At 59.6% G+C, this 25,266-nt stretch carries 18 protein-coding genes; 9 read left to right on the forward strand and 9 right to left on the reverse strand.

Translation table 11 applies throughout. The features are described 5' to 3' along the window. Nucleotides 1-79: 79 nt before the first annotated feature. On the reverse strand, nucleotides 80-2,392 hold the full coding sequence (gene metE, locus F475_RS22295) for a 5-methyltetrahydropteroyltriglutamate--homocysteine S-methyltransferase (protein ID WP_111454734.1): 2,313 nt from the start codon (nucleotides 2,390-2,392) through the stop codon (nucleotides 80-82). Between the two features lie 119 nt (nucleotides 2,393-2,511). Between metE and metR the strand changes: the two genes are divergently transcribed. Beyond that, the gene (metR, locus tag F475_RS22300) at nucleotides 2,512-3,429 is read left to right on the forward strand and encodes a transcriptional regulator MetR (RefSeq protein WP_111454735.1); all 918 of its coding nucleotides are present in this window, start codon (nucleotides 2,512-2,514) and stop codon (nucleotides 3,427-3,429) included. 9 nt (nucleotides 3,430-3,438) lie between these two features. Here the strand turns inward: metR and F475_RS22305 are convergent, their stop codons facing one another. The 4 genes from F475_RS22305 to F475_RS22320 form a co-directional block, all read right to left on the reverse strand. Then, on the reverse strand, nucleotides 3,439-3,948 hold the full coding sequence (locus F475_RS22305; protein WP_111454736.1) for a GNAT family N-acetyltransferase: 510 nt from the start codon (nucleotides 3,946-3,948) through the stop codon (nucleotides 3,439-3,441). A 2-nt stretch (nucleotides 3,949-3,950) separates the two neighbouring features. Then, nucleotides 3,951-4,589, reverse strand: a complete 639-nt coding sequence (locus F475_RS22310; RefSeq protein WP_064616303.1) for a LysE family translocator — start codon at nucleotides 4,587-4,589, stop codon at nucleotides 3,951-3,953. Nucleotides 4,590-4,625: 36 nt separating this feature from the next. Further along, a complete protein-coding gene (locus F475_RS22315) occupies nucleotides 4,626-5,060 on the reverse strand; it encodes an NUDIX domain-containing protein (protein ID WP_111454737.1) in 435 nt (144 codons plus the stop codon). Nucleotides 5,061-5,295: 235 nt separating this feature from the next. Further along, a complete protein-coding gene (locus F475_RS22320) occupies nucleotides 5,296-6,648 on the reverse strand; it encodes an HD domain-containing phosphohydrolase (protein ID WP_019581571.1) in 1,353 nt (450 codons plus the stop codon). Nucleotides 6,649-6,905: 257 nt separating this feature from the next. Between F475_RS22320 and F475_RS22325 the strand changes: the two genes are divergently transcribed. From F475_RS22325 to F475_RS22350, 6 genes are all read left to right on the forward strand, one after another. Further along, nucleotides 6,906-9,212 (forward strand): EAL domain-containing protein, encoded by a 2,307-nt coding sequence (locus F475_RS22325; protein ID WP_018926632.1) that lies wholly within the window; start codon nucleotides 6,906-6,908, stop codon nucleotides 9,210-9,212. Next, entirely contained in the window at nucleotides 9,209-11,071 is a 1,863-nt protein-coding gene (locus F475_RS22330) for a bifunctional diguanylate cyclase/phosphodiesterase (protein WP_064616301.1), read from the forward strand. The genes F475_RS22325 and F475_RS22330 overlap by 4 nt, the downstream gene beginning before the upstream one ends. Nucleotides 11,072-11,115: 44 nt before the next feature. After that, nucleotides 11,116-12,075: a cytochrome-c peroxidase gene (locus F475_RS22335; RefSeq protein ID WP_111454738.1), complete on the forward strand. Its 960-nt coding sequence runs from the start codon at nucleotides 11,116-11,118 to the stop codon at nucleotides 12,073-12,075. Beyond that, nucleotides 12,072-13,883 (forward strand): DAHL domain-containing protein, encoded by a 1,812-nt coding sequence (locus F475_RS22340; RefSeq protein WP_064616300.1) that lies wholly within the window; start codon nucleotides 12,072-12,074, stop codon nucleotides 13,881-13,883. The genes F475_RS22335 and F475_RS22340 overlap by 4 nt, the downstream gene beginning before the upstream one ends. Continuing rightward, a complete protein-coding gene (locus F475_RS22345) occupies nucleotides 13,880-15,286 on the forward strand; it encodes an ATP-binding protein (RefSeq protein ID WP_111454739.1) in 1,407 nt (468 codons plus the stop codon). Before F475_RS22340 ends, F475_RS22345 begins: the two co-directional genes overlap by 4 nt. Before the next feature lie 280 nt (nucleotides 15,287-15,566). Continuing rightward, nucleotides 15,567-17,186: an FMN-binding glutamate synthase family protein gene (locus F475_RS22350; RefSeq protein ID WP_111454740.1), complete on the forward strand. Its 1,620-nt coding sequence runs from the start codon at nucleotides 15,567-15,569 to the stop codon at nucleotides 17,184-17,186. Here the strand turns inward: F475_RS22350 and F475_RS22355 are convergent. From F475_RS22355 to F475_RS22365, 3 genes are read right to left on the reverse strand one after another with little or no spacing between them, the layout of a single operon-like run. Beyond that, nucleotides 17,164-18,759, reverse strand: coding sequence for a glycosyltransferase family 39 protein (locus F475_RS22355; protein WP_111454741.1), 1,596 nt, complete (start codon nucleotides 18,757-18,759; stop codon nucleotides 17,164-17,166). The two genes, F475_RS22350 and F475_RS22355, sit on opposite strands and share 23 nt — an antisense overlap. Further along, nucleotides 18,749-20,257 (reverse strand): glucosyltransferase domain-containing protein, encoded by a 1,509-nt coding sequence (locus tag F475_RS22360; protein WP_064616296.1) that lies wholly within the window; start codon nucleotides 20,255-20,257, stop codon nucleotides 18,749-18,751. The genes F475_RS22355 and F475_RS22360 overlap by 11 nt, the downstream gene beginning before the upstream one ends. A gap of 1 nt (nucleotide 20,258) precedes the next feature. Then, nucleotides 20,259-21,200 carry a glycosyltransferase family 2 protein gene (locus F475_RS22365; protein WP_018926640.1) on the reverse strand — a complete coding sequence of 314 codons (942 nt, stop codon included), beginning with the start codon at nucleotides 21,198-21,200 and terminating at the stop codon, nucleotides 20,259-20,261. Between the two features lie 257 nt (nucleotides 21,201-21,457). Here F475_RS22365 and F475_RS22370 point away from each other — a divergent pair, with 257 nt between their 5' ends. Continuing rightward, nucleotides 21,458-22,582, forward strand: coding sequence for an OpgC family protein (locus tag F475_RS22370; protein WP_064616294.1), 1,125 nt, complete (start codon nucleotides 21,458-21,460; stop codon nucleotides 22,580-22,582). Nucleotides 22,583-22,636: 54 nt separating this feature from the next. Here the strand turns inward: F475_RS22370 and F475_RS22375 are convergent, their stop codons facing one another. Further along, on the reverse strand, nucleotides 22,637-24,058 hold the full coding sequence (locus F475_RS22375) for an amino acid permease (RefSeq protein WP_064616292.1): 1,422 nt from the start codon (nucleotides 24,056-24,058) through the stop codon (nucleotides 22,637-22,639). Nucleotides 24,059-24,670: 612 nt separating this feature from the next. Here F475_RS22375 and F475_RS22380 point away from each other — a divergent pair. Then, a complete protein-coding gene (locus tag F475_RS22380) occupies nucleotides 24,671-25,129 on the forward strand; it encodes a transposase (protein ID WP_082920823.1) in 459 nt (152 codons plus the stop codon). Nucleotides 25,130-25,266: the final 137 nt, after the last annotated feature.

Genomic DNA, 25,266 nt, shown 5'->3' on the forward strand with positions numbered 1-25,266 from the left:
GTACACAACTTCTGTGATCGACCTCTCCCCCGTGGGAGCGGGCTTGCTCGCGAAGGCGCCAGAACAGGCGCCGCAGGATTTAGGCCAACTGACTACGCAACTGCCGCGCCGCCGCCACCATATTGACCAACGCCGCCTCAGTCTCTGGCCACGCGCGGGTCTTCAACCCGCAATCGGGGTTTACCCACAACCGCTCGGCAGGAATGCGCTTCACCGCTTTGCTCATCAACTTGACCATCTCGGCCGTGTCCGGCACCCGGGGCGAGTGGATGTCGTAGACGCCCGGGCCGATGTCGTTCGGGTAGTCGAAGGCTTCGAAGGCTTCCAGCAATTCCATATCCGAGCGTGAGGTTTCGATGGTGATTACGTCGGCGTCCATCGCCGCGATGGATTCGATCACGTCATTGAATTCGCTGTAGCACATGTGGGTGTGGATCTGGGTTTCGTCACCCACACCCGATGCACTCAGGCGGAACGCTTCCACCGCCCAGTCGAGGTATTCCTGCCATTGCGCCCGGCGTAGCGGCAGGCCTTCGCGGAACGCGGCTTCGTCAATCTGCACGATCTTGATGCCCGCAGCTTCCAGGTCGACCACTTCATCACGCAGGGCCAACGCCAACTGCTGCGCCTGGATTTTGCGCGAAACGTCTTCGCGCGGGAACGACCACATCAGCATGGTCACGGGACCGGTGAGCATGCCTTTCATGATCTTGTCGGTCAGGCTTTGCGCGTAGGTGATCCAGTCGACGGTCATGGCGTTCGGGCGACTCAGGTCGCCGTAGATGATCGCCGGCTTGACGCAGCGCGAACCGTAGCTCTGCACCCAGCCGAACCGGGTGAAGGCATACCCCTCAAGCTGTTCGGCGAAATACTCGACCATGTCGTTGCGCTCGGCTTCACCGTGCACCAGCACGTCCAGCCCCAGGCGTTCCTGGATTTTCACGGCGTGGCGGATTTCGCTGTGCATGGCATCGGTGTAATCGTTGGCCGAGAGTTTGCCTTGCTTGAAGGCCTGACGAGCCAGGCGGATCGAACCGGTTTGCGGGAACGAGCCGATGGTGGTCGTCGGGAATGCCGGCAGCTGCAAGCGCGCGCGCTGTTGCTCGATCCGTTTGGCAAACGGCGAATGGCGTTGGCTGTCTGCCGCGCCGATGGCGTTGATGCGGGCCTGGACATCCGCCTTGTGGATACGCGGCGATTGGGCGCGGCTGGCCTGGATGGCGCGGCTTTCAGCCAGGGCGGCTTGCACCTTGGGCGCTTGCGGATCGTTCAGGGCATCGCGCAGCACGGCGATCTCACCGCACTTCTGCACGGCAAACGCCAGCCAGCTTTTCAGTTCGGGGTCGAGTTTGTCTTCACGCGCAAGGTCCACCGGGCTGTGCAGCAGCGAGCAGGAACTGCTGACCCACAAGTTATCGCCGAAGCGCTCCTGGGCAAATTGCAGTTGTGCCAGGGCTTGCTCCAGTTCGCAGCGCCAGACGTTGCGGCCATTGACCAGCCCCACCGAGAGAATCTTGTAGGTCGGCAGTCGATCCAAAACCTGGCCGAGCTGATCCGGCGAACGCACCGCGTCAATGTGCAAACCTTGTACAGGCAGGCCGACGGCCAGCCCGAGGTTGTCTTCCAGGCCACTGAAGTAGGTGGCTACGAGCTTTTTCAGCGGCGAGTATTGGAGGATGTGGTAAGCGCGCTCGAAGGCGTTTTTCCAGGACTGTGGCAGGTCGAGGGTCAGGATCGGCTCATCGATCTGCACCCACTCCACGCCTTGGGCGGCGAGGCGGCCAAGGATTTCACCGTAGATCGGCAGCAGGCGTTCCAGCAGGTCGAGCTTGTCGAAGTCGTTGCCTTTGGCTTTGCCCAGCCACAGGTAAGTCAGCGGGCCGATGATCACCGGCTTGACGTTGTGGCCGAGGGCCTTGGCTTCTTCGACTTCATCGAACAACTGTTCCCAGCTCAGTTTGAATGATTGGTCTGCGCTGAATTCCGGGACCAGGTAGTGGTAATTGGTGTCGAACCACTTGGTCAGTTCCTGGGCGTATTGCGCGGTGCCGTGTTCGCTGCCGCAGCAGGCTGCCGTGGCGCCACGCGCCATGGCGAACAGAGTGTCGAGGGTCGGCAGGCCGCGTTCATCCTTGACGCTGTCGAAACGCTCGGGGATCACACCGAAGGTCAGGGAATGGGTCAGTACCTGGTCGTACCAGGCGAAGTCGCCGACGGGCAGCAGGTCGATGCCGGCGTCTTTCTGCAATTGCCAGTGGGTGGCGCGCAGTTGGCGGCCGACGCTGTTCAGGGCGTCCTGATCGAGATCGCCCTTCCAGTAGGCTTCGAGGGCTTTTTTCAGTTCGCGGTCGGCACCGATGCGCGGAAAACCAAGTGTGTGGGCCAGGGCCATGGTGAATTTCTCTCTATAAAGGATGCTGTAAAACATGCTGCTATTGTCGACAGCTCAGCCAACATGAGACAAACTCAACCTTTTCGTGTTGATCACAAGTTTTCCTCATGGAGCCCTCGGTGCTTGAAATCCGTCACCTGAAAACCCTGCACGCCCTGCGCGAAGCCGACAGCCTGGTGGATGCAGCCGACCGCCTGCACCTGACCCAATCGGCGCTGTCCCACCAGTTCAAGGAGCTGGAAGAACGCATGGGCATGCCGCTGTTCGTGCGCAAGACCAAACCGGTGCGCTTCACCAGTGCCGGCTTGCGCCTGCTGCAGCTGGCCGACGCCACCCTGCCGTTGCTGCGCAGTGCCGAGCGCGACATTGCACGGCTGGCCGGTGGCACGGCGGGGCGTCTGCACATGGCGATTGAGTGCCACAGTTGCTTCCAGTGGCTGATGCCGACCATCGACCAGTTCCGCGATGCCTGGCCGGAAGTCGAGCTGGATCTGGCCTCGGGCTTCTCCTTCGCCCCGCTGCCGGCGCTGGCCCGAGGCGACCTGGACCTGGTGGTGACCTCCGATCCGCTGGAACTGGTGGGCATCACTTACGTGCCGTTGTTCACCTACGAAGCCATGCTCGCGGTGGCAAACCAACACCGCTTGGCGAGCAAGCCGTACATCGTGCCCGAAGACCTGCTCACGGAAACCTTGATCATCTACCCGGTGGAACGCGATCGGCTGGACATCTTCACCCGCTTCCTGGAACCGGCCGACATCGAACCGGCGCAGGTGCGCACCTCGGAACTGACGGTGATGATGATGCAACTGGTGGCCAGCGGTCGCGGTGTCTGCGGCATGCCCCATTGGGCGCTGCATGAGTACAGTTCACGGGGTTATGTGAAGGCCAAGCGACTGGGGGAGAAAGGCTTGTTTGCGACGTTGTATGCCGGGATCCGCGCCGACATGCTGGATGCGCCGTACATGCGCGACTTTTTGCTGACGGCCAAGGACACGTCGTTTTCGACGCTGGATGGGGTTAGTGCGGTGCGATAGAGCAACCGATCAAGGCTCAGGGGTAATCTCGCGCCACATGTGGATCTTGTCGAAGTAGTCTTCGCCCACCCGCACCGCCAACGGTTCCAGGCCAAACTGCACGAAGCCGCAGCGCTGATACAGTTTGAATGCCGCTTCATTGCCGGCGGTGACGGTCAGCTGGATCAGCCTCAGGCCCTGATGACTCTGCGCTTCAGCCAACGCGGCCTGTAACAGTTGATAACCGAGCCCGCGCTGGCGCACCTTGCCGGTCACGTACATGCCAAACAGCGTCGCCTTGTGCCGGGCCTTTTCCCGAGACTCGAAGGCCAGGCCGACGATGCCTGCCAGTTCCCCTTCCTCGAACGCCCCGAGCACTCGGTCCAGCTTGCTGGTCAGGCGCGACTCCCACCACCCCAGCGGCATCGTGGCGCGCTCGCGCACGCTGGAGGTGAACGCCTGGGGATGCGAGTCGTAGGCTTCGAGCATCAGCGCCCGATAATCCAGGGCATGACTGGCATCAAGCCGCTGAATCCACATGTTCAGGCCACTCGCCGCTGCTCAAACATCAACCGCACCGCCAGCCCGGACAGGACGAAGCCCATGAAATAGCGCTGCATCGCCAGCCAGTTCGGGTTGTTGACGAACCAGGAGGCGATGCCTGCGGCGAACAGCGCGATCAGCAGGTTGACGCTGAAGCTCACGCTGATCTGGGTCAGGCCGAGGATGATGCTCTGGTTGAACACCGAACCGTGCTCAGGGGAAATGAACTGCGGAAACACCGACAGATAAAACACCGCGATCTTCGGGTTCAGAGCGCTGGTGAGAAAACCCATCGTGATCAATTTGCGTGACGAGTCCGCCGGCAACTGCTGCGCCTCGAACGGCGAACGCGCACCGGGCTTGACCGCCTGCCAGGCCAGCCACATCAGGTACAACGCACCGGCCCACTTCAGCACCTCGTAGGCCACCGGCACAGCCATGAACACCGCGGTCAAACCCGCTGCAGCAGCGAACAGGTGCACTAGAAATCCCGCGACCACACCCAGCAATGACGTCACCCCGGCCTTGCGTCCCTGGCAGATGGAACGGGAGATCAGGTAGATCATGTTCGGCCCCGGCGTGAGTACCATCAGCAACGCCGCGGCGGCAAAAATCAGCAAGTCTTGAAGTGGAATCATGGGCATCCTGTCCTTGAAGTCAGAGGGTCTGGGTGATCAGGCGGTTTCGATCAGTGAAGCTCGATAAAACGGCAAGATCAGGTCTCGTGTCAATGGCGCCAGCGAGAGATCGCCGTCGGTGGCCGGGTCGATCCAGCGCACCTCTTCGATTTCCGCCGCCGGGCAAACGTCAGAATCGATGGTCAGCTGAAACAGTTCGGCCTGTACGACAAAACCCGGCTCGTTGGCGGCCGGTGCCGAGAATGGCCCCAGGTAGGTGGCGTGCGCCGGATCGATGACCAGTCCCAATTCCTCCTCCAGCTCACGGGCCAGGGCGTGGACCGGTTGCTCATGAGCCTCGATCTTGCCCCCCGGCTGCATGAACGCCTGGGTGCCGCGCTTGCGCACCAGCAAGGTGCGACCGTCGGGGCCGATCAACAGGGCAGCGGCAATGTGGATGATGCGGGGCGAAGCGGCGGATGAAAGCGTCATGGATCAGGATTGGCCTTGGGTAAAAGGCGCAAGGATCACATGAGCGCCGGCTTTTCGTCACGTCGAAAAGCACTGTGGCGAGGGGGCTTGTCGGAACGCCGCACCGCCCCGTTTGAGTGCGTAGCACTCACAAGATCTCTGGTACATCAGAGTTTTTGGGGCTGCTTCGCAGCCCAGCGGGAGCAAGCTCCCTCGCCACAAGAGCCCGCTCCCACTGTTGATCAGTGCTGATAGCTCAACTCGTCTCGAGAATCGCCACTTCCTCGGGCACTTTCACAAAAATGCTGTACTTGGCACCTTCCATCGCCTCGAACGCGATCAGTTTCTCCACCAGCGGCCCGTTCAACACCTTGCCGGCATTGAGCAGCAGCATGCCGTTGTCGGCATTCAGGTTGCGCGCCAGGATCATCCCCGCCGCCAGGTCCCGGGTGGTCAGCACCTTGACCGTCGGATCGGCCAGCGTCACATCGCTCAGGTAAGCAGCACAGACCTTAATGAAATCCTCCACCAGTTCCGGGTCATAGAGCCGACCGGCGTACTGGCGGATATACACCAGGGCTTCATCGCTGTTCATCTGCCGTTCGAGGATCAGCCCGCGCTGCAACTCGATGAAGTCCACCGCCAGTTTCAGCAACCGCGAACCGAGCGGAATGGCCTCGCCCTTGAGCCGATCGGGAAAACCGCTGCCGTCCCAACGCTCCTGGTGGTGCAGGATCAGCCGCGCGGCATCTTTCATCGGGTCGAGCGTCATCAGCAGCGACTCACTCTGCTTCGGATAACCCCGATAGCGCTCGCGGTCATTGTGATGCAGCAGATCCGAAGGCGTGCTCATCATGCTGTCGGTCCAGCTCAATTTACCGATGTTGTAGAGCGCCGCCGCCATGGTCAGGTCTCGACTGGTGGCTTCGTCCAAGTAATGGAGTTTGCAGTACACCCGCACCAGTTCGATGATCTGCCGGTTGGTCTGCTTGGCAGGTGGCAGGCGCAGGTTGGCCAGCAACGAAAACACTTCCGTGCCGGTGACATAGCTGCGTTTGAGCTCTTCGTAAGCCAGGTCCAGCATGTCAGCGGTCTGTTGCAGCTCGCTGGTGCGGGCCGCGACGTGTTTTTCCAGGGTGGTGTTGAGCAGCTTCAGTTTTTCGTTCTGGTCCCAGGTCTCCTGCACCAGACGCAACCGCTCACGCTCGGAATACTGATAGGCCAGCGATTGCCGCAGCGTCAGCAGCATTTCCTCATCGTGCCAGGGCTTGCTGATGTAACGATGGATCTGCCCTTCATTGATGGCTTTGATAATGGCCGAGGGGTCGGCATAACCGGTCAACATGATCCGGGTGGTGTCGGGGTAGCGCTGATGGACGTGGGCCAGCAGCGTGGCGCCGTCCATATTAGGCATTCGCGCGTCACTCATCACCAGATCGACCGACCGCTGCTCCATGATTTCCAGGGCCTGGGCACCGCTGGTGGCCAGCAGCACCTCATAGGGCTGGCTGCGTAGCAGGCGGCGCAGGCTGTTGAGAATCGACTCCTCATCGTCGACCAGCAGTAACGTGGGTTTATCGGTCACAGTCGTGGGGAGCTGCTCTTCCATGGCGATACCTCAAGTGAAACCAGCCTCTTTATGTCAGGCGCGAAAAAACTTCCTCTGACTTTCCCGAGCCTGAGCTACAGGCTAGATGATTTTCCGACCGACTCCGCAAATGATTCGTTTCAGTCAACCGGGCGAATATCCGACCGGACGACTATGCTCAGGTCACTCGGATCCAAACGATGCCCGCTCCGTCCTGCACTCAGGGAAGGGATACCCTCTATGAGCTCATCGCACCAAACTGCTGTCGGTACAGGCGCATGTCAGTGAATACGCTGCTTGCGCGGACTAATCGTCGGATTCTCATCGTCGACGACACTGCGTCGATCCACGAGGATTTCGCCAAGATTCTCAGCCCGTCATCGATCGAAGACGACAGTCTGGCCAGCGCTGAAAACGCCCTGTTCGGCACCCCCGTGTCGGTATCGTCGCAAGGTTTCATCATCGAATCCGCGTTTCAGGGCCGTGAGGCGCTGGACAAGGTCGAGACCGCGCTGGCGAATGACTCACCCTACGCGATGGCCTTCATCGACATGCGCATGCCGCCGGGCTGGGACGGCCTGGAAACCATCGAGCGCCTGTGGCAGGTCGATCCCAAGCTGCAAGTGGCGCTCTGCACCGCATATTCCGACTATTCCTGGGAAGACATCGACGAGCGCCTGGATCTGGGCGATCGCCTGCTGATCCTGAAAAAACCGTTCGATGCCATCGAAATCCGCCAGATGGCCAGCGCATTGACCGCCAAGTGGCAAATGACCGAAGACGCGGCACTGAAGATGTCCCTGCTGGAGCAAGCGGTCGAGGAGCGCACCCGGGAGCTGTCCGACGCCAACATCATTGTGCAGAACAGCCCGACCATTCTGTATCGGCTGCGGGGCGAACCGTCGTTTCCGTTGATGTATATCTCCCACAACATCACCAAATACGGCCACATCGCGGCGGCCCTGGTGGCTTCTTCCAACTGGGCTCAGGAGCTGATCCATCCCGACGATCAAGAGAAAGTCGACACCGCCATGGCGCGGGTGCTGGACCGCCATGCAGCCGGTGCTTCCATCGAATTCCGGATGCGCACCGGCGACGGTGACTGGCGCTGGGTCGAAAACCGCTACATCCCGGTGCGCGACGATGAAGGCCGCTTGCTGGAAGTCGAAGGCATCATCATCGACATCACCGAACGCAAACTGGCCGAGGAAAAGATCGCCCTGCTGGCCCGCACCGACGGGCTGACCGGGCTGGCCAACCGCGCGACGCTGATCGAGCGCCTGCATCAGGCGTTCGCCGCCGCCCGGCGCGGGGCCACCCCGTTCGCCATGTTTTACCTGGACCTGGATCACTTCAAGCGCATCAACGACACCTTGGGCCACCCGGTGGGTGACCTGTTGCTGCAGGAGGTCGCCCGACGGATCAAAACCTGCGTGCGGGAAAACGACGTGGTCGCCCGTCTGGGGGGCGACGAGTTCGCGATCCTGCAACTGGACGTCGGCGATCCGACCCAATCAGCGGCCCTGGCCGCCAAGGTCCGCGATGCACTGGTGCTGCCCTACTCCCTGGCCGGCAACGACGTGCGGGTCTCGGTCAGTATCGGCATTAGCAGCTACGCCCAGGTCAGCCTCAGCGCCGACAGCCTGTTGACCCAGGCCGACATGGCGCTGTATCGCTCCAAGGAAAAGGGCCGCAACCAGTACCACTTCCATTCCGAGGAAATCAATCAGGAAGTGGTCGAGCGCATGACCATCGCCAACGACTTGAAAACCGCCATCGAACGCGACGAGCTCGAACTGCGTTACTGGCCGGAAGTAGACCTGAGCAGTGGCAAGATCCTCGGCATGGAAGCGCAGGTCAGCTGGAATCACCCCATACGCGGTTTACTGGAAGCCCCCGCATTCCTGCCCGCGGCGGAAAAGACCGGCATCATCATCGCCCTCGGTCACTGGGTGCTGGAGCGCGCCTGTCGGCAAATGCACCAGTGGCGCGATGAAGGCATGGCACCACCGGTGGTGGCGATAAAACTGTCCCTGGCCCAGCTCAAGAGTGGTCCCGAGCTGATCTATGACGTGTTGCGCACCACTGCCCGCTGGGATCTGTGCCCGTGGGACCTGCGTTTCGACGTCACCGAAGCGACCCTGGCCCAGACCAAGTGGACGCACAACGATATCCTGCCACGCCTGCGTGAGCTGGGGGTGAAGATCGCCATCGATGACTTCGGCACCGAATACTCTTCGTTCGACTACCTCAAGACTTACCAGGTCAATCACCTGAAACTCGCTCAGGCGTTCATCGACACCGCCGCCCACGACGCGGCCAGCGCCACCACCTTGCGGGCCATTATCAATTTCGCCCGCGACGTCGGGATCGGCATCATCGCCGAAGGTGTCGAAACCCAGGAGCAACGTACTTCGCTGATGGCCACCGGTTCACCGATGAATGCCCAGGGCTACTACTTCAGCAAAGCGGTCAGCAGCCAGCAGGCCGCCGAACTGTTGAAAGCCGGGAGCATCGTGTGCGCGAATCACAATCCCGGAGCAATGCCGGGTGATTCGCAACGTGCCACGGAGGACAAGGAATGAAAACTCCGTTCATCCAGGCCAACCGGCGCATTCTGATCATCGATGACACGCCCTCGATCCATGAGGACTTCCGCAAGATCCTGGGCGCCGATACCGACGATGAACTCACCCTCGCCGGCACTGAAGCCGCGCTGTTCGACACCCCGCAAACGACTCGGCTGGTCTTCCAGCTCGACTCCGCCTATCAGGGCCAGGAAGCACTCAAACTGGTCAAGCGGGCCCAGGCAGAAGGTCGCCCTTACGCCATGGCGTTCACCGACATGCGCATGCCGCCTGGCTGGGATGGTCTGGAAACCATCGAGCGGCTCTGGAAGGTCGACCCTAACCTGCAAATCGCGCTGTGCACGGCGTTCTCCGATTACACCTGGGAAGCCATGGCCGAACGGCTGGAGTTCGGCGATCAATTGCTGGTGTTGAAAAAACCTTTCGACAGCCTGGAAATCCGCCAGATGGCCAGCGCCCTGACCTGGAAGTGGCAGATGGCGCAGGACGCGGCGATGAAAGTACTGAGCCTTGAGCAAACCATCGAAGCCCGGGTCCATGAACTGCTCAAGGTGTCTCATCTGTTGCAGTACGACGTGTTGACCGAGCTGCCCAACAGCACCTTGCTGGGTGACCGGCTGAACCAGTCCCTGGCCTTGTCCAGACGCCATGACAAACAACTGGCGGTAATGTTTCTGGGGCTCGACCGCTTCAAGCGGATCAACAATGCGTTGGGCCACCCGACCGGTGACGAGATGCTCAAGCGTGTCGGGCAAAGCCTGGTGGCCTGCGTGCGCGCCTCCGACTCGGTGTTTCGCTACGGCTCCGACGAATTTGTGGTGATCCTGGCCGACATCCACCACCCCCAGCAGACCAAGGGCATCGCCGAAAAACTGTTGAACGCCATACGTGCGCCCCAGCACGTCGCCGGGCACGACTTGAGCGTGACGGCCAGCCTGGGCATCAGCATCTATCCCGATGACGGTTTCGATGCCATCGCACTGATCAAGAAAGCCGAAACCGCGATGCGCAACGTCAAGGAAAGCGGCCCCAACGATTTCAGCTTTTTCATCGATGAGATGAACCAGCGCGCGCGGGAACAGCAGACCATCGAGTCGGGGATTCGCCTGGCACTGGAGCGGAACGAGTTTGTCCTGCACTACCAACCGAAACTCGACCTGGGCAGCGGCAAGGTGGTCGGCGCCGAGGCGTTGATCCGCTGGCAAAAACCGGGGCACGGCTGGATCTACCCGACAGACTTCATTGCAGTGGCCGAAGACAGCGGCTTGATCGTGCCGTTAAGCAAATGGGTGCTGGCCCAGGCCTGTCGGCAAGCCCGTACCTGGCAGGCAAAGGGCCTGCCGAATCTGTGCATGTCGGTGAACGTGTCGGCCATCGATTTCCGCCAGCGGGATTTTGTCGACGGCATCGAACAGATACTCCAGAACACAGGCATGGACCCGGCCTTGCTGGAGCTGGAAATTACCGAAGGCGTATTGATGCAGAACGTCGATGCCACGATGGTCGCGCTGAGTCGGCTCAAGGCATTGGGGGTACGGCTGGCCATCGATGACTTCGGCACCGGCTATTCCAGCCTGAGTTACTTGCAACGGTTTCCCATCGATGTACTGAAAATCGATCAATCGTTCATTCGTGGCCTGGGCCGTGACAGCAACGACGCGGCTCTGGTCGGCGCCATCATCAGCCTGGGCAAAAGCCTCAATCTGACGGTCATTGCCGAAGGGGTGGAAACCCTCGAACAACTGAATTTTCTCAAGGCGCTCCATTGCGAGGAAGGCCAGGGTTACTACTTCAGCAAAGCCGTGGAGCCGGACGCCTTCGTGCAATACCTGACCTCCGTAAAGCCCCTCTCCTGAACGATGTGCAACGACACACAGGCCCTGAGCCAAGGAATCACAAGATGTCACGTTCCTTCTGCTACTTGCTCCTTGCGCCTCTACTCGGTTGTTGTCTGATAGCCAGTGGCGCACCGCTGGACGAACCGCTCAAACCCTTGCCCGCAGTGCCCGAGCAGAATCCCTTGCAAGTCGAACTCGGTCGCCGGTTGTTCAACGAACCACGGCTGTCGGTCAACAACAGCCTGTCCTGCGCCAGTTGCCATCGTCTGGAAATCGGCGGCGCCGACGACAAGGCATTGTCCACTGGCTTCAAGGGCGATCCCTTGACGATCAATACCCCGAGCGTGTTCAACGCGAGCCTGAACTTCCGGCAATTCTGGAATGGCCGCGCCGATTCTCTGGAAACCCAGGCCCACGAAGTGGTGCAGAGCCCCAGTGAAATGGGCAGTCATTGGGAACAAGTGGTCCAGATGCTCTCCGCCGACCCGGATTACAAAAACGCTTTCACCAAGGCCTACCCGGACGGCGTCACCATGAACAATGTGCAAAGTGCCCTGGCCACCTACGAGCGCACGCTGATCAGTGCCAACTCGCGCTTCGACCAATACCTGTCGGGCGATACCGACATTCTCACGACTGACGAGAAATACGGTTACCAACGTTTCAAAGACTACGGCTGCATTGCCTGCCATCAGGGGGTGAACATCGGCGGCAACATGTTCCAGAAATTCGGGGTCATGGGTGATTACTTTCAGGCTCGTGGCAACCCCACCGAAGCCGATCTGGGCCGCTATCTGGTCACCAAGGCCGAAGAGGACCGCAACGTGTTCAAGGTGCCGAGCCTGCGCAATGTCGCCGTGACCGCGCCGTACTTTCACGACGGCTCGGCTAAAACCCTCGAAGAAGCGGTAGACGTGATGTTCAAGTTCCAGCTCGGTCGTGTGCCCTCCGACAAGGACAAGGACCTGATCATCAAATTCCTCAAGACCCTGACCGGTGAATGGGGAGGCAAACCTTTATGAAAACGTTCCCCCGTCGCAACCTGGCACTGCTCGCAGCCGTGGCCGTGCTGCTGGCCTCGACGCTGTTGTTCCTGTACCTCAAGTCCAGCTCGAACGAGACGTCGACCTACGCCGAATCCCGGGACCTGATCGGTCGGATCAAACAGTTGAACGCGCAATGGGAAACCGAGATTCTCAAGGCCAGGATCGCCATCAGTCACAACTACGATCCACTGGTGACACCGCTGAGCGAGATGACGCGCCTGTGGCAGCGGTTCGAGAGCATGGAGTCCAATCACGGCCGCAACGACACGCCGACCTGGCGTGCCAGTCATGAGGCATACCTTGCCGCCATCCAGGAAAAAACCCGGCTGGTGGAGCAATTCAAATCCCACAACGCGGTGCTGCGCAACTCACTGGCGTTCCTGCCCACGGCCGAAGACGACATCCAGCAACCGCTTGCCCAACTGCCCGATGAAGACAAGCTGCAACTGCAGAACATCGCCACCGACACTTACGACCTGCTGCTCAGCAGCCTGGAATTCGCCCAGGTCACCTCCGACGATAAAGCGGCGGATATTCTGCTGGGGATGAACAAACTGGGGGTTAACAAGCAACGATTGCCGGAGCAGTTTCACAGCCCGATCGATATTTTGAGTAACCACGTCACCCTGATCCTGCGTGAGCAACCGGTGGTCAATCGGTTACTGGAAAACATCGAGGCCATTCCCGTGGCCGAACGACTGGACGACATTACCGGCCTGCTGAACAAAGACCAGCAGCAATCCGATGCCATCGACCAGCGCTACCACTTCTACATGTTGGTGTTTTCGACGCTGCTGGTGCTGGTGCTGGTGTACCTGGCGATTCGCCTGATGCGCAGCTTCGGGGAGACTCAGCGGGTCAACAAGGAACTGCAAACCGCCAACGAAGTCCTCGAACAACGGGTCGAAGAGCGCACCCGCGAACTCAAGGATACCCAGAGCGAATTGCTCGACACCGCGCGTCAGGCCGGCATGGCCGAAATCGCCACCAACGTGCTGCACAACGTCGGCAACGTGCTCAACAGCGTGAACATCTCGGCCGATCTGGTCAGCCGTCGGCTGCGTAGCAGCAAGGCCCAGGGGCTGGGCAAGGCGATGCAGCTGATCAACGAGCATCAAAGCGACCTCGGCACTTTTCTGACCCAGAACGAAAAAGGAAAACTACTGCCCGGCTATTTGAATCAACTGGTGGAGGCGATTGCCCTCGAACAGCAAGGCATGGCCGAGGAACTCGCGCAGTTGAGCAAAAGCGTCGATCACATCAAAGACATCGTCGCCACCCAGCAGTCCTACGCGGGGGCCAACAACCTGGTGGAACCGCTGTACATCAGCGAATTGCTCGAGGACGCCCTGCGCATGAACGCAGGCGCCTTGACCCGGCATCACGTCACGGTGGTCAAGGAGTACGGCGACGTACCGCAAGTGATGGGCGACAAGCACCGCTTGTTGCTGATCCTGATCAACCTGATCAGCAACGCCAAATACGCCATGTCCGACCTCAGCAACCGAGCCCGACAGATCACCCTTGGGGTAAAAGTCGTCGAGGACACGATCCTGCAAATCAGCGTCAAGGATGACGGCGAAGGCATTGCGCCGGAAAACATGACGCGGATCTTTGCCCACGGTTTCACCACCCGCAAGGAAGGCCACGGCTTCGGCCTGCACAGCTGCGCGCTGGCCGCGATCGAAATGAACGGCCACCTCACCGCCCACAGCGACGGGCCGGGCAAGGGCGCCCTGTTCACCTTGCAGATCCCGTTGAACCCCGTCATGGAGGAAGCATGAGCGACCTATCAAACCGCCGCATTCTGCTGATCGACGACACCCCGTCCATCCATGATGACTTTCGCAAGATCCTCACCCCGACATCGGCCAAACATGCGGAACTGGACGAAATGGAGGCCGCGCTGTTCGGCAGCGAAGTGAAATCCACCCAACCGCTGTTCGAACTGGATTCGGCCTACGGCGGTCAGGAGGGCCTGGGCAAACTCGTCCAGGCCTTACAGGAAAACCGCCCCTACGCCCTGGCCTTCGTCGACATGCGCATGCCCGAGGGCTGGGACGGTGCACAGACCATCGAACACCTGTGGCAGGAAGACCCGAGCCTGCAAGTGGTGGTGTGTACCGCCTATTCCGACTATTCGTGGGATGAACTGCTGGAGCGCCTGCACGCCCACGACCGCCTGCTGATTCTGAAAAAACCGTTCGACAATATCGAAGTCCAGCAGATGGCCAACACCCTGCTCACCAAATGGGACATGACCGAACGGGCGTCTATCCAGATGAGTCATCTGGAGCATCTGGTGGATCAGCGCACGACCCAGTTCAAGCAGGCCAGCGAAGCATTGCAGCGGGAAATCGACGAGCGCAAACAGCTGGAAAGCCAACTGGTGCAGTCGGAAAAACTCGCCTCGCTGGGGCAACTGGCGGCGGGTGTCGCCCATGAAATCAACAACCCCATCGGCTTCATTTCCTCCAACCTCGGCACCCTCGATGGCTATTTCAAGCAACTGCAGACCATGCTCAATGCCTATCGGGAGGCGGAAGCGGCCATTACCTCAAGCGAGGTCCTCGAACGTCTCGGCCAGCTCCGGGAAAAGGTCGAGCTGGAGTTTCTGCGCGAAGACATTCCGCTGCTGATCAAGGAGTCCAAGGACGGCATCAATCGGGTCGGGCAGATCGTCAAAGACCTGAAAGACTTCTCCCGCGTCGACTCCAATCAGGAATGGCAGTGGACCAACCTGCAACAGGGCATCGAGTCGACGCTGAACATCGTCGCCAATGAACTCAAGTACAAGGCCGATGTGGTGAAGGAGTATCAAACGCTGCCTGACATCGAATGCCTGCCGTCGCAGATCAATCAGGTGATCATGAACCTGATCGTCAACGCGTCTCAGGCCATGGGGCCGGAACGGGGCACCATCACCCTGCGTACCGGGCTTGAAGGTGAAACGGTGTCGATCGAAGTCGCGGACACCGGATCAGGCATCGAACCGGAATGCCTGCAGAAAATATTCGACCCGTTCTACACCACCAAACCGGTGGGCCAGGGGACAGGGCTCGGGTTGTCCCTGTCCTATGGCATCGTGAAAAAACATCGGGGCGATATTTCGGTACGCAGCGAAGTCGGCGTGGGTACCACGTTTCGGGTCGAGCTGCCGGTGCGCCAATCGAAAGCGGCTGTCTGACCAGCCGAACAAGGGATCAAATCTCAATCCAGGCTGTTTTCGTTTATTCTCCAGGCGCAGAATGCCTGACGCTCTGTGCTTACACAGGAGATCTCTGTGGCGAGGGAGCTTGCTCCCGCTGGATCGCGAAGCGATCCCAATACAGGCAATGCGTTCAGTCAGACAAATCCTGTCAGCAGGTTTTGCGACTGCTGCGCAGCCGAGCGGGAGCAAGCTCCCTCGCCACAAAAGCCTGTATACCACGGTCCAACATGACCGAGTCCGAACCCAAGGAAACCGTATGAGCCTGTCACTCCTGAGCCGCTACGCCTTCTTTGCCGTCTGTGTGATATTCACCCTCGCCAGCCGGCCCTTCCTGGCATACGACTGGCTCTGGCCGATCGCCGCCGTCACCGGCGTCCTCAGCCTGGTGGGCCTGTTCGACCTGCTGCAAAGCCCTCATGCGGTGCGCCGCAACTACCCGATCCTGGGCAATATCCGTTATCTGGTGGAGGGCATTCGCCCGGAAATCCGCCAGTACCTGCTCGAATCCGACAGCGATGCCCTGCCCTTCTCCCGGGCCCAGCGTTCGCTGGTGTATTCGCGGGCCAAGAACGAGAGCGCCGACAAACCTTTCGGCACGCTGATCGACGTGTATCAGTCGGGTTTCGAATTCATCGGCCATTCGATGCGCCCGGCGCCGTTGAGCGACCCGAGCAGTTTCCGGGTGATGGTCGGCGGTCCGCAGTGCACCCAGCCGTACTCGGCGTCGGTGTTCAACATCTCGGCCATGAGCTTCGGCTCCCTCAGCGCCAACGCCATTCGCGCGTTGAACCAGGGCGCCAAACTCGGCAACTTCGCCCATGACACTGGCGAAGGCAGCATCAGCCCCTATCACCGGGAAAACGGCGGCGACCTGACCTGGGAACTGGGCAGCGGCTACTTCGGCTGCCGCACCGCCGATGGCCGCTTCGACCCGGAACGCTTCGCCGCCCAGGCACAGAACCCGCAAGTGCGGATGATCGAAATCAAAATGAGCCAAGGCGCCAAACCCGGCCACGGCGGGATTCTGCCCAAGCACAAAGTCACCCAGGAAATCGCCGAAACCCGTGGCATCCCGATGGGCGAAGACTGCATTTCGCCGTCGCGCCACAGCGCGTTTTCCACGCCGATCGAAATGATGCACTTCATCGCGCAACTGCGTGAACTGTCCGGCGGCAAACCGGTGGGCTTCAAGTTCTGCCTGGGCCACCCGTGGGAATTCATGGGCATCGCCAAGGCCATGCTGGAAACCGGCATCCTCCCGGACTTCATCGTGGTCGACGGCAAGGAAGGTGGCACCGGCGCCGCGCCCGTGGAATTCACCGACCACATCGGCGTACCGATGCGTGAAGGCCTGTTGTTCGTGCACAACACCCTGGTGGGCCTGAACCTGCGGGACAAGATCAAACTCGGCGCCAGCGGCAAAATCGTCAGTGCCTTCGACATCGCCAGCGTCCTGGCCATCGGTGCCGACTGGGCCAACTCGGCGCGCGGCTTCATGTTCGCCATCGGCTGCATCCAGTCGCAAAGCTGCCACACCAACAAATGCCCGACCGGCGTCGCCACCCAGGACACCCTGCGCCAGCGCGCGCTGGTCGTTCCGGACAAGGCCCAGCGCGTGTACAACTTCCATCGCAATACACTGAAGGCCCTGGCCGAAATGCTCGCCGCCGCGGGTCTCGACCATCCTTCACAGCTATCGGCCAAGCATCTGGTGCGACGCATGTCGGCGACCGAGATCAAGCTGTTTTCGCAGTTGCATGTGTTCCTCAAGCCGGGGGAGTTGCTGACCGGTGAGGTAAATGGCGAGTTTTACTCGCGGATGTGGCAGATGGCACGGGCGGACAGTTTTGAGCCTAACGAAACGGCTGCCGCATAGGGTGTTTTTGCGCGCCGACCTCAACGGTTGGCGCTCCCTCCAGAATGAACAAACGAGCCTCACTGTCTCCCTCTTTCAACGTCAGCACCTGTTTCCAGTGTTCGGGAAACAAGGCGTCATGTTCAGGGCGCACATAACCCGTTACCCACCAGACCCTCTTGGCGTTCAGTTTCAGGGTCGAAAAGTCATTGAAGAGAATCCAGAGCAGATGGCGGGGAATGAGTGCCCAACCACCGTATTCGGCGGTTCCCCACAGGGTGCCGGTCGGCGATTTGACGACGTATAGCCTTGGTTGAATGCCGGTGGCGTTGTAGTAGGTGAACGGCAAGTACCAATACAGGTTATCCACAATGATCTCGTCACCCGGACGCACCTCGCGACCAAGACCTGCTACCACGGCGTCCAGTTTCGCGTCTCTGCGAATGCTGGTGCCGTTCATCTCATCCGTTTGTTCGTAAATCGCCGACAGCCCGTGCACTTCCACCAAGACAATAAAAATCATGGCGACAGCAGCAAGGACAGCGTGGCGTTGGCTCCATGCGTCCAGTGCGAGCGCAACGATAAGGGGCAACGCAGCGGCGGCGAATACCAGGTACCTGGCATTGAAAACCGGCACGATCAGCGACACCAGAAACACGGTCAGCGCCGGCACAAAAAAATAGCCCACCAGCAAAACACTGAAGGGTCGCTCGTTGCGTGCCTTGAACAGTACCTCAGCGGCGCAAACCATGATCAAAACCAAGGGTGTCGCGCGCCATAAGTCACTGGTCGAACCCTCCATCACCACCAGTTGCCAAACGAAGGTCAGCACCGTCGGCCAGGTCAGCGGCGGTATCCATTCGAGCCCGTCCATTCGCAGCAATTGACTGACGAGAGGCGGTGCCCACGGCAGGTACAACACGACGATTGCACTGTTTACCAGTATCCACGCACGTACGGGGACCGTGTCCTGGACCTTGCGCACCCGCCACCAAAAAAGCCAATGCACCAACACGCACAATGCGGCGAAGTAGTGCGTGTAAAAAGCCGCCGTCATCAGCAGCACGTAAACGGCCGGGTAACGCTTTTGATCCGGCGCCTTGACCCAGCACACCAGCGCCACAGTCGCCCCCATCAGCCAAAACCCCAGCAAGGTATACATTCGCACTTCCTGGCTGTAGCGCACCGATATCGGCAGCAACGCCAACAACAATGCTGCGATCCAGATCGCCCTTCGCGTCGCCAACAGGCTCATCAATTTAATGCCCAGCAACAGCGTGCCGACATCAGCCAGTGCGCTCAGGGACCGCGCAGACAACACGCCATGACCGAACAGCACCATCCAGTAATGCAGCAAGACATAGTAAAGCGGCGGATGAACATCCCGAGCCGTCGTGGCCCAGATGTACGCAGGCGAGCCCTCGGCCAGCAGTATGCTGTAAGCCTCGTCGTACCAGATGACCGGCACGGTGATGGCGTGAAATCTCGCCAACAATGCGATCGCCAGCACCCCCAGCAAACCCGCACCGTCGGCAACCCCGGATGGCAAGCGTTTGAGATAGATCACAGGAGCGCTCACCGTTTCACCACGCAAGCGTGGCGATCGGCGTCGGCTCTTTCATCACGATAAAACCGTAGTCACCCAACAGATAGAGGTTGTAGAACTTGTTATCCACCAGCGGTGGATAACCCTGATAACCCATCAACGTCGCGTTGCGTCGCTCCCGCTCCGCGACCACGTTGGTGATGCCCGCTTTCGGCAGGTTTTCCGCCAGCATGTAGAAGTTGATGTTCAGCAGATAATGCAAAACCGGCATCCGCTTGAACGAGCCCGCAGCCTCCACCAGCCAGTGATCGGAATAACTCACCGACATGTAAATGCGCTTGGCCTCGCGCAGTTGCCGATGGGATGCAATGTCATGCCCCAGGGAAAACAACGCGCTGGAAGCGAAGGTGTTCTGCACCGACAGTACGCGACCATAGGCGTAGGACAGCGAAAGCATGGCCAGCAACGGAACCACCAACAGCAGCGTCAGCCGCTCATGAATATGTGCCAGCGCCAGATGGCTCAAATAGAACAGCAGCACCAACAGCACTGCGAACCCCATCAAGGTTCTGGCGCCTTCATTGAAATCCCGGAAAAACAACACAGCCCCCGACACTAGAAAAATCACGGTCGGCACAGTCAGCACACACGCCAGGCCCATCAGCACTTTTCTCAACGCCGTGTCCTGGCGTGCCACCACGTTCCGGGCCAGCTGCACGCTGCCCGCGATGGCGCACAACAGCAGCACGGCGAACACCCAGGTGAATCCACCGTGAAACAGCAGCACGACTTTTTCCAGCACGCGGCCGATGTTGATTTCCAGTTGCAGCCAGGGTGCTGCCGCCCAGTTCAGGAACAAAACACGGGTCTGATCCATGTATGGATAAGCGGTGACGCTGTAGATCAAGCCGCCGAGCACCACCTGGGCGAGTTTCCAGCCGATCAACTCGCACCATTGCGGCCAGGCCCATTTATCGTTCGCGCCCCTGAGCAGTTCGAGGCAACACAGGCCCAGAAATACATTAATACTCACCTGATAGAGCCCCAGCCCCAGGGCAATCAGGAAGGCCGGCACCAGCCATTGCAGGATGCGCGAAGGATGACGAAACGTGATCGCATAGATCACCGCCACCAGGCTCAAGGCATTGGCCGGTCCGTCGTATTGATACGACAGGTTCTGCAGGAAGAACGGGTTGTACCAGAGCGGCAACACCACCATGCAGCAGGATAGCGTCGGCTGCGGGTAGTAATGAAACGTCAGGCTGGTCAACGCAAAAGTCATGGCCAGGGAGGCGATCAACAGCGGCAACGGAAAGATGTTCGGCGCGGCATCGCTGAAGGTCAGCGCGTTGTAGAACAGCTCGGTGAACAACCGCCCCTGCCCCACCCAGTCCGTGCCGGCGGACAGTGAACGCCAGTTGTCATCGATGTAGGGATAGTCGGCGAGGATCAGCGGAATGACATAGATCAGCGTCGCGAGTTGAAAAAACAGCCAGACCCGACGACGGCCGATTTCGCCGCTGAAAAAATCGCTCAGTCTGCCCATGCTAAAGCCCGACCCGGTCTTTGCCGCCGATGACGTCTTTGATCACATACCGGGGCCGATGCTTGGCTTCGATGTAGATGCGACCGACATACTCTCCAAGAATGCCGATGCCGATCAGTTGCACACCGCCCAGAAACAATATGGCCGTCATCAATGAAGGGTAACCGGGGACGCTGTTGCCGAAGAAAATCTTGTCCAGCACCATGTACACCGCATACAGCACCGCGAAGATTGAAATGCCCCCGCCGATGTAAGTCCACAACTGCAAGGGTACGGTGCTGAACGAGGTAATGCCTTCCAGCGCCAGGTTCCACAGCTTCCAGCCATTGAATTTGCTGCGTCCCGCCACCCGCTGGGCCCGCTCGTACTCCACCACCACGGTGGTGAAACCGGCCCACGAAAGAACGCCTTTCATGAACAACTGATGCTCGGGGAGTGCGCGAATCACATTGACCACCTTGCGATCCATGAGGCGGAAATCCCCGACGTTCTCTTCGATACGGGTGTAGGAAATCCTGTTCAGCAGGTGGTAGAACATTGCCGCACTGTGGCGTTTCAGGTAACTGTCGCTGGCACGGTCCCGGCGCTTGGCGAGTACCACATCGGCACCTTTTTGCCACTCGGCAATCAACCTCGGGATGACGCTGATCGGGTCCTGCAGGTCCACGTCCATGGGGATCACCGCATCGCCAGTGGCGTACTCCAGCCCGGCAAACAACGCCGGCTCCTTGCCGAAGTTGCGCGAGAAATTGATCAGCAATACCTGTTCATCGACCTGGGCCAGCGCCTTGGCCTGCTCAGCCGTCTGATCGGTACTGCCGTCGTTGATGAACACGATCTCGACTTCATAAGGGTCAAGTTTCAACTCACGACGCACCGCCTGATGGAACAGACTGATCGCCTGCTCTTCGTTGAATACCGGGACAATCAGCGAAACCTTCACGTTTCACACTCCTGAGAACCGAAGTGTAGATGCTCGCCAGATGCCATCATGGGGAGTTCTGGTGCGCGGACAGTCCGGCAGACCGACGGCCACGCCGTTCGATCCGTTCGCTATAAGCATCTGAGACATTCGGTAATATCCAGCCTTTTGCAATTGCCTGTGAATAACGGCACCCTGCGCGCCGCCAATGTGCGGCGCACCCTCTTTTGCTGCGCCGGCAACTCCTTATTCAACAGCCCGTTCAAGAGCCCGCCTTCATGACGTCTGGACGCGATCACCGAATCGACTTTTTCCGCGGCCTGGCCCTGATTTTCATTTTCTGGGACCACGTGCCACAGAACCCGCTCGCGCAGTTCACGGTGCGTAACTTCGGCTTCAGCGATGCGGCGGAGATTTTCGTGTTCCTGGCCGGTTACGCGGCCGTGCTGGCCTACGGCAAGATCGCCCGGCGCGACGGGCTCATGGTCGCCACGGTGAAAATCCTGCGACGCGCCTGGGTGCTTTATGTAGTGCACATCTTTTTGCTGGCGCTGCTGATGGGCATCGTGTTTTTCGCCAACAGCCACGTGGAAACCCGCGATCTGGTGCAGGAAATGGGCTTGCAGTATTTCCTCAGCAATCCGCAGCAAGCGTTGATGGACGAGTTGCTGCTGCGCTTCAAGCCGAACCTGATGGACCCGTTGCCGCTGTACATTCTGTTGCTGCTCGGCCTGCCGCTGGTACTGCCGATGCTGCTGCGCAAGGCTGAATACGTGGTGGGGCTGTCGGTGGTGTTGTACCTGCTGGCGCCATGGTTGCAGTGGAACCTGGCGGGCACCGACGGGGGCGTGTGGTTTTTCAATCCGATGGCCTGGCAGCTGCTGTTTATTCTCGGGGGCGCGGCGGCGATTCACCGGCAAAGGCCTCGGGCGCCGCAACCTCGACCGCTGACTCGACAGCCGGTTTTCATCGCGGCTCTGACCTATCTGGTAATGAGCGGGATGATCGCGCTGTCGTGGAAATGGCCGACCGTGCATGACGCGTTCATGCCCCAATGGCTCGGCGAATGGCTCTATCCGATCAGCAAGACCAACCTCTCACCGGCGCGTCTGCTGCACTTCCTCGCCCTCGCCTACGTCACCGCCAGGTTGTTGCCGAACACGGGCTGGACGCAACACTGGCTGGCGCGACAAAGCTGTCGCATGGGCCGATATTCCCTGGAGGTGTTTTGTTTTGGTGTGTTGCTGGCGCCGTTGGCGGACATGCTCAATGCCTTGGGTGGGAACGTATTGGCGATGCAGCTATTCAGCGCAATGTTGGGGGTCGGATTGATGGCGTTGCTGGGGGTTTGGCTGGATTTCAATAAGCGGTTGAATGTGCCGATACCCGTGGCAGCCGTTTAAATGCAAAAGCCCCGATCATTCTGACCGGGGCTTTTGTATGGCTGGCGTTACAACTTACGAAGCCGAACGCACCGCGCCTTGCGTCACATTGGTCGGCTGCAACTTGAACATGTAGAACAACACCGTCAGCAGTACCAGGAACGCCGGGCCCACATACAGCGCCACTCGGGTGTCCGGGAAGTACGCCATCAGGCCGACCACCAGCACCAGGAAGGCCAGCGCCAGATACGAACTGACCGGGTACAGCCACATGCGGTATTTCAGGCCGGCACGTTCGCTGGCGCTCAGGCCTTTGCGGAACTTGAGCTGGGCCAGCAGGATCATCACCCAGGTCCAGATCGCGCCGAAGGTGGCTATCGCGGTAACCCAGACGAAAACCTTCTCAGGCACCATGTAGTTGAGCAGCACGCCCAGCAACAACGCGCCGATCGACAACAGCAACGCACGACGGGGCACACCGCCGTTCGAGGTTTTGGCGAAACCGGCCGGGGCCTGGCCGTTCTGCGCCAGGCTGTAGAGCATGCGCCCGGTGCTGAAGATGCCGCCGTTGCAGGACGACAACGCCGCGGTGATCACCACGAAGTTGATGATGCCGGCGGCGGTCTTGATGCCCAGACGCTCGAAGGTCATCACGAACGGGCTGCCCTGGGTGCCGATTTCGTTCCACGGGTAAATTGACAGGATCACGAACAAGGCGCCGACGTAGAACAGCAGAATCCGCCAAAACACCGAGCCGATCGCATTGGGGATGGTCTTCTGTGGGTTCTTCGCTTCACCGGCAGTCAGGCCGATCATCTCGACGCCGAGGTAGGCGAACATCACCATTTGCAGGGACATCAACACGCCTTGCACGCCATTGGGCATGAAGCCGCCGTGGGCCCACAGATTGGAAATCCCCAGGGCGACGCCGTCGTTGCCGAAGCCGAACGCGATCACGCCAATACCGCCGACCACCATCGCAATGATGGTGACGATCTTGATCAGGGCGAACCAGAATTCGAACTCACCGAAGGCTTTCACCGCGATCAGGTTGATCGAGCCCATGCTGACCAACGCGGCAAGTGCCCAGATCCAGCGCGGCACGTCGGGGAACCAGACGCCCATGTACACCGCCACTGCGGTGATTTCCGCGACGCAGGTCACCAGCCACAGGAACCAGTAGTTCCAGCCGGTCAGAAAGCCCGCCAAAGGCCCGAGATAATCCTGGGCATAACGGCTGAACGAGCCGGCGACCGGATTGTGCACGGCCATCTCGCCGAGGGCGCGCATGATCACCAGGATCGCCAGACCGCCGATGATGTAGGAGAGCATGATGGCCGGACCGGCCATTTCGATGGCCTTGGCCGAACCCAGGAACAGGCCGACGCCGATACAGGCACCGAGTGCCATCAGGCGAATATGCCGTTCGCCCAGTTCGCGTTTAAGCGGGCCGCCCTGAGCGGTCTCGCCGTGAGGCAGGTGATTGCCGACTGGCATAGGGGTGCAACCTCGTCTTGTTATTGGATATGACCACCGAGTGTCGAAGCGCCGACCGATAAGCCGGTGCCTGGTGAAACCGGGCCTGTCTTGTGGACAGACACGTCTTGCAGGACAAAACCTCCAAGATCAGCGGGGCGTGCAGTATAAAAAGCTAACGACAGGTGTTTTCACTATATAAAACACAATATTCAGCGATAACTAACGGGTAATTCCCGCAGAACGGAGTGGTATTACCTGGCTTATGCAGGTTTTTTCGCCACTGAAACCGCACGGAGTATTGCACAGCAATGGTGCATCGTCATGCCCCTACCTAGGCAGCATTTACCTCTTCGATGCGTCTAGCTCAAACCTTTCAGACGCCCGCCCTTGTGGCGAGGGAGCTTGCTTCCGCTCGACTGCGCGCAGTCGCAAACCCGGTGAATCGTATTTATCAGACAAGTCCGGAATTGGGGCCGCTTCGCAGCCCAGCGGGAGCAAGCTCCCTCGCCACAAAAGCGCTATTCCCAATTGGATCCTGCATGGTTTTCGGAAATTTCAGTCAAATGTTGCAGATTCAGGTTTGGAGATAGGGACTAGGGTCAAAGGGGGAACTTCAAAAGGGCGCAAGGAATGCATCCACAACCAAATTCACATCTGCTACGCCATGGACGATGTTCAGAACAGGGTCGGGCCTATCTCATCACAGCGGTTGTGCACCAACGCCGCCGAATATTCACTGATTGGCGGTTGGGACGTCTGTTAGTTACCGAACTCAAGCGGGCCCACGACCAGAAGTGGGTCAACTCAATAGCGTGGGTCGTCATGCCAGATCACTTCCATTGGTTGGTACAACTCGAACAACACTCCCTGGCGCAACTCATGCAAGCCACCAAATCTCGCAGCACACTCTCCATCAACCGAGCGTCAAACAATGAAGGGGCTTTTTGGCAAAGCGGCTACCACGACCGGGCAATCCGCGATGGAGAAGGACTCCTGCCATTCGCTCGTTACATTGTTGCCAATCCATTGCGCGCAGGGTTGGTCAATAAAATTGGCGATTACCCACTATGGGATGCCTGTTGGCTATGAACCCAGCAGCACCATAACCCTGTGGCGAGGGAGCTTGCTCCCGCTCGGCTGCGCAGCAGTCGTGAATCCTGTACATGCGGTGTGTCTGAAAAAATCCGGTGTTGCTGGTTTTTGGGACTGCTGCGCAATCCAACGGG

Source organism: Pseudomonas sp. URMO17WK12:I6 (assembly GCF_003253625.1).
In the GTDB taxonomy this organism is placed as follows: domain Bacteria; phylum Pseudomonadota; class Gammaproteobacteria; order Pseudomonadales; family Pseudomonadaceae; genus Aquipseudomonas.

Bases quoted from the DNA above. Each gene is read 5' to 3' on its own strand.
- F475_RS22350 (WP_111454740.1), top strand. From the start codon at position 15,567: ATGAGCCTGTCACTCCTGAGCCGCTACGCCTTCTTTGCCGTCTGTGTG.
- F475_RS22315 (WP_111454737.1), bottom strand. From the start codon at position 5,060: ATGACGCTTTCATCCGCCGCTTCGCCCCGCATCATCCACATTGCCGCT.
- F475_RS22345 (WP_111454739.1), top strand. From the start codon at position 13,880: ATGAGCGACCTATCAAACCGCCGCATTCTGCTGATCGACGACACCCCG.
- F475_RS22335 (WP_111454738.1), top strand. From the start codon at position 11,116: ATGTCACGTTCCTTCTGCTACTTGCTCCTTGCGCCTCTACTCGGTTGT.
- F475_RS22305 (WP_111454736.1), bottom strand. From the start codon at position 3,948: ATGTGGATTCAGCGGCTTGATGCCAGTCATGCCCTGGATTATCGGGCG.
- F475_RS22370 (WP_064616294.1), top strand. From the start codon at position 21,458: ATGACGTCTGGACGCGATCACCGAATCGACTTTTTCCGCGGCCTGGCC.
- F475_RS22360 (WP_064616296.1), bottom strand. From the start codon at position 20,257: ATGGGCAGACTGAGCGATTTTTTCAGCGGCGAAATCGGCCGTCGTCGG.
- F475_RS22325 (WP_018926632.1), top strand. From the start codon at position 6,906: ATGTCAGTGAATACGCTGCTTGCGCGGACTAATCGTCGGATTCTCATC.
- F475_RS22320 (WP_019581571.1), bottom strand. From the start codon at position 6,648: ATGGAAGAGCAGCTCCCCACGACTGTGACCGATAAACCCACGTTACTG.
- F475_RS22380 (WP_082920823.1), top strand. From the start codon at position 24,671: ATGCATCCACAACCAAATTCACATCTGCTACGCCATGGACGATGTTCA.
- metE (WP_111454734.1), bottom strand. From the start codon at position 2,392: ATGGCCCTGGCCCACACACTTGGTTTTCCGCGCATCGGTGCCGACCGC.
- F475_RS22310 (WP_064616303.1), bottom strand. From the start codon at position 4,589: ATGATTCCACTTCAAGACTTGCTGATTTTTGCCGCCGCGGCGTTGCTG.
- F475_RS22340 (WP_064616300.1), top strand. From the start codon at position 12,072: ATGAAAACGTTCCCCCGTCGCAACCTGGCACTGCTCGCAGCCGTGGCC.
- F475_RS22330 (WP_064616301.1), top strand. From the start codon at position 9,209: ATGAAAACTCCGTTCATCCAGGCCAACCGGCGCATTCTGATCATCGAT.
- F475_RS22375 (WP_064616292.1), bottom strand. From the start codon at position 24,058: ATGCCAGTCGGCAATCACCTGCCTCACGGCGAGACCGCTCAGGGCGGC.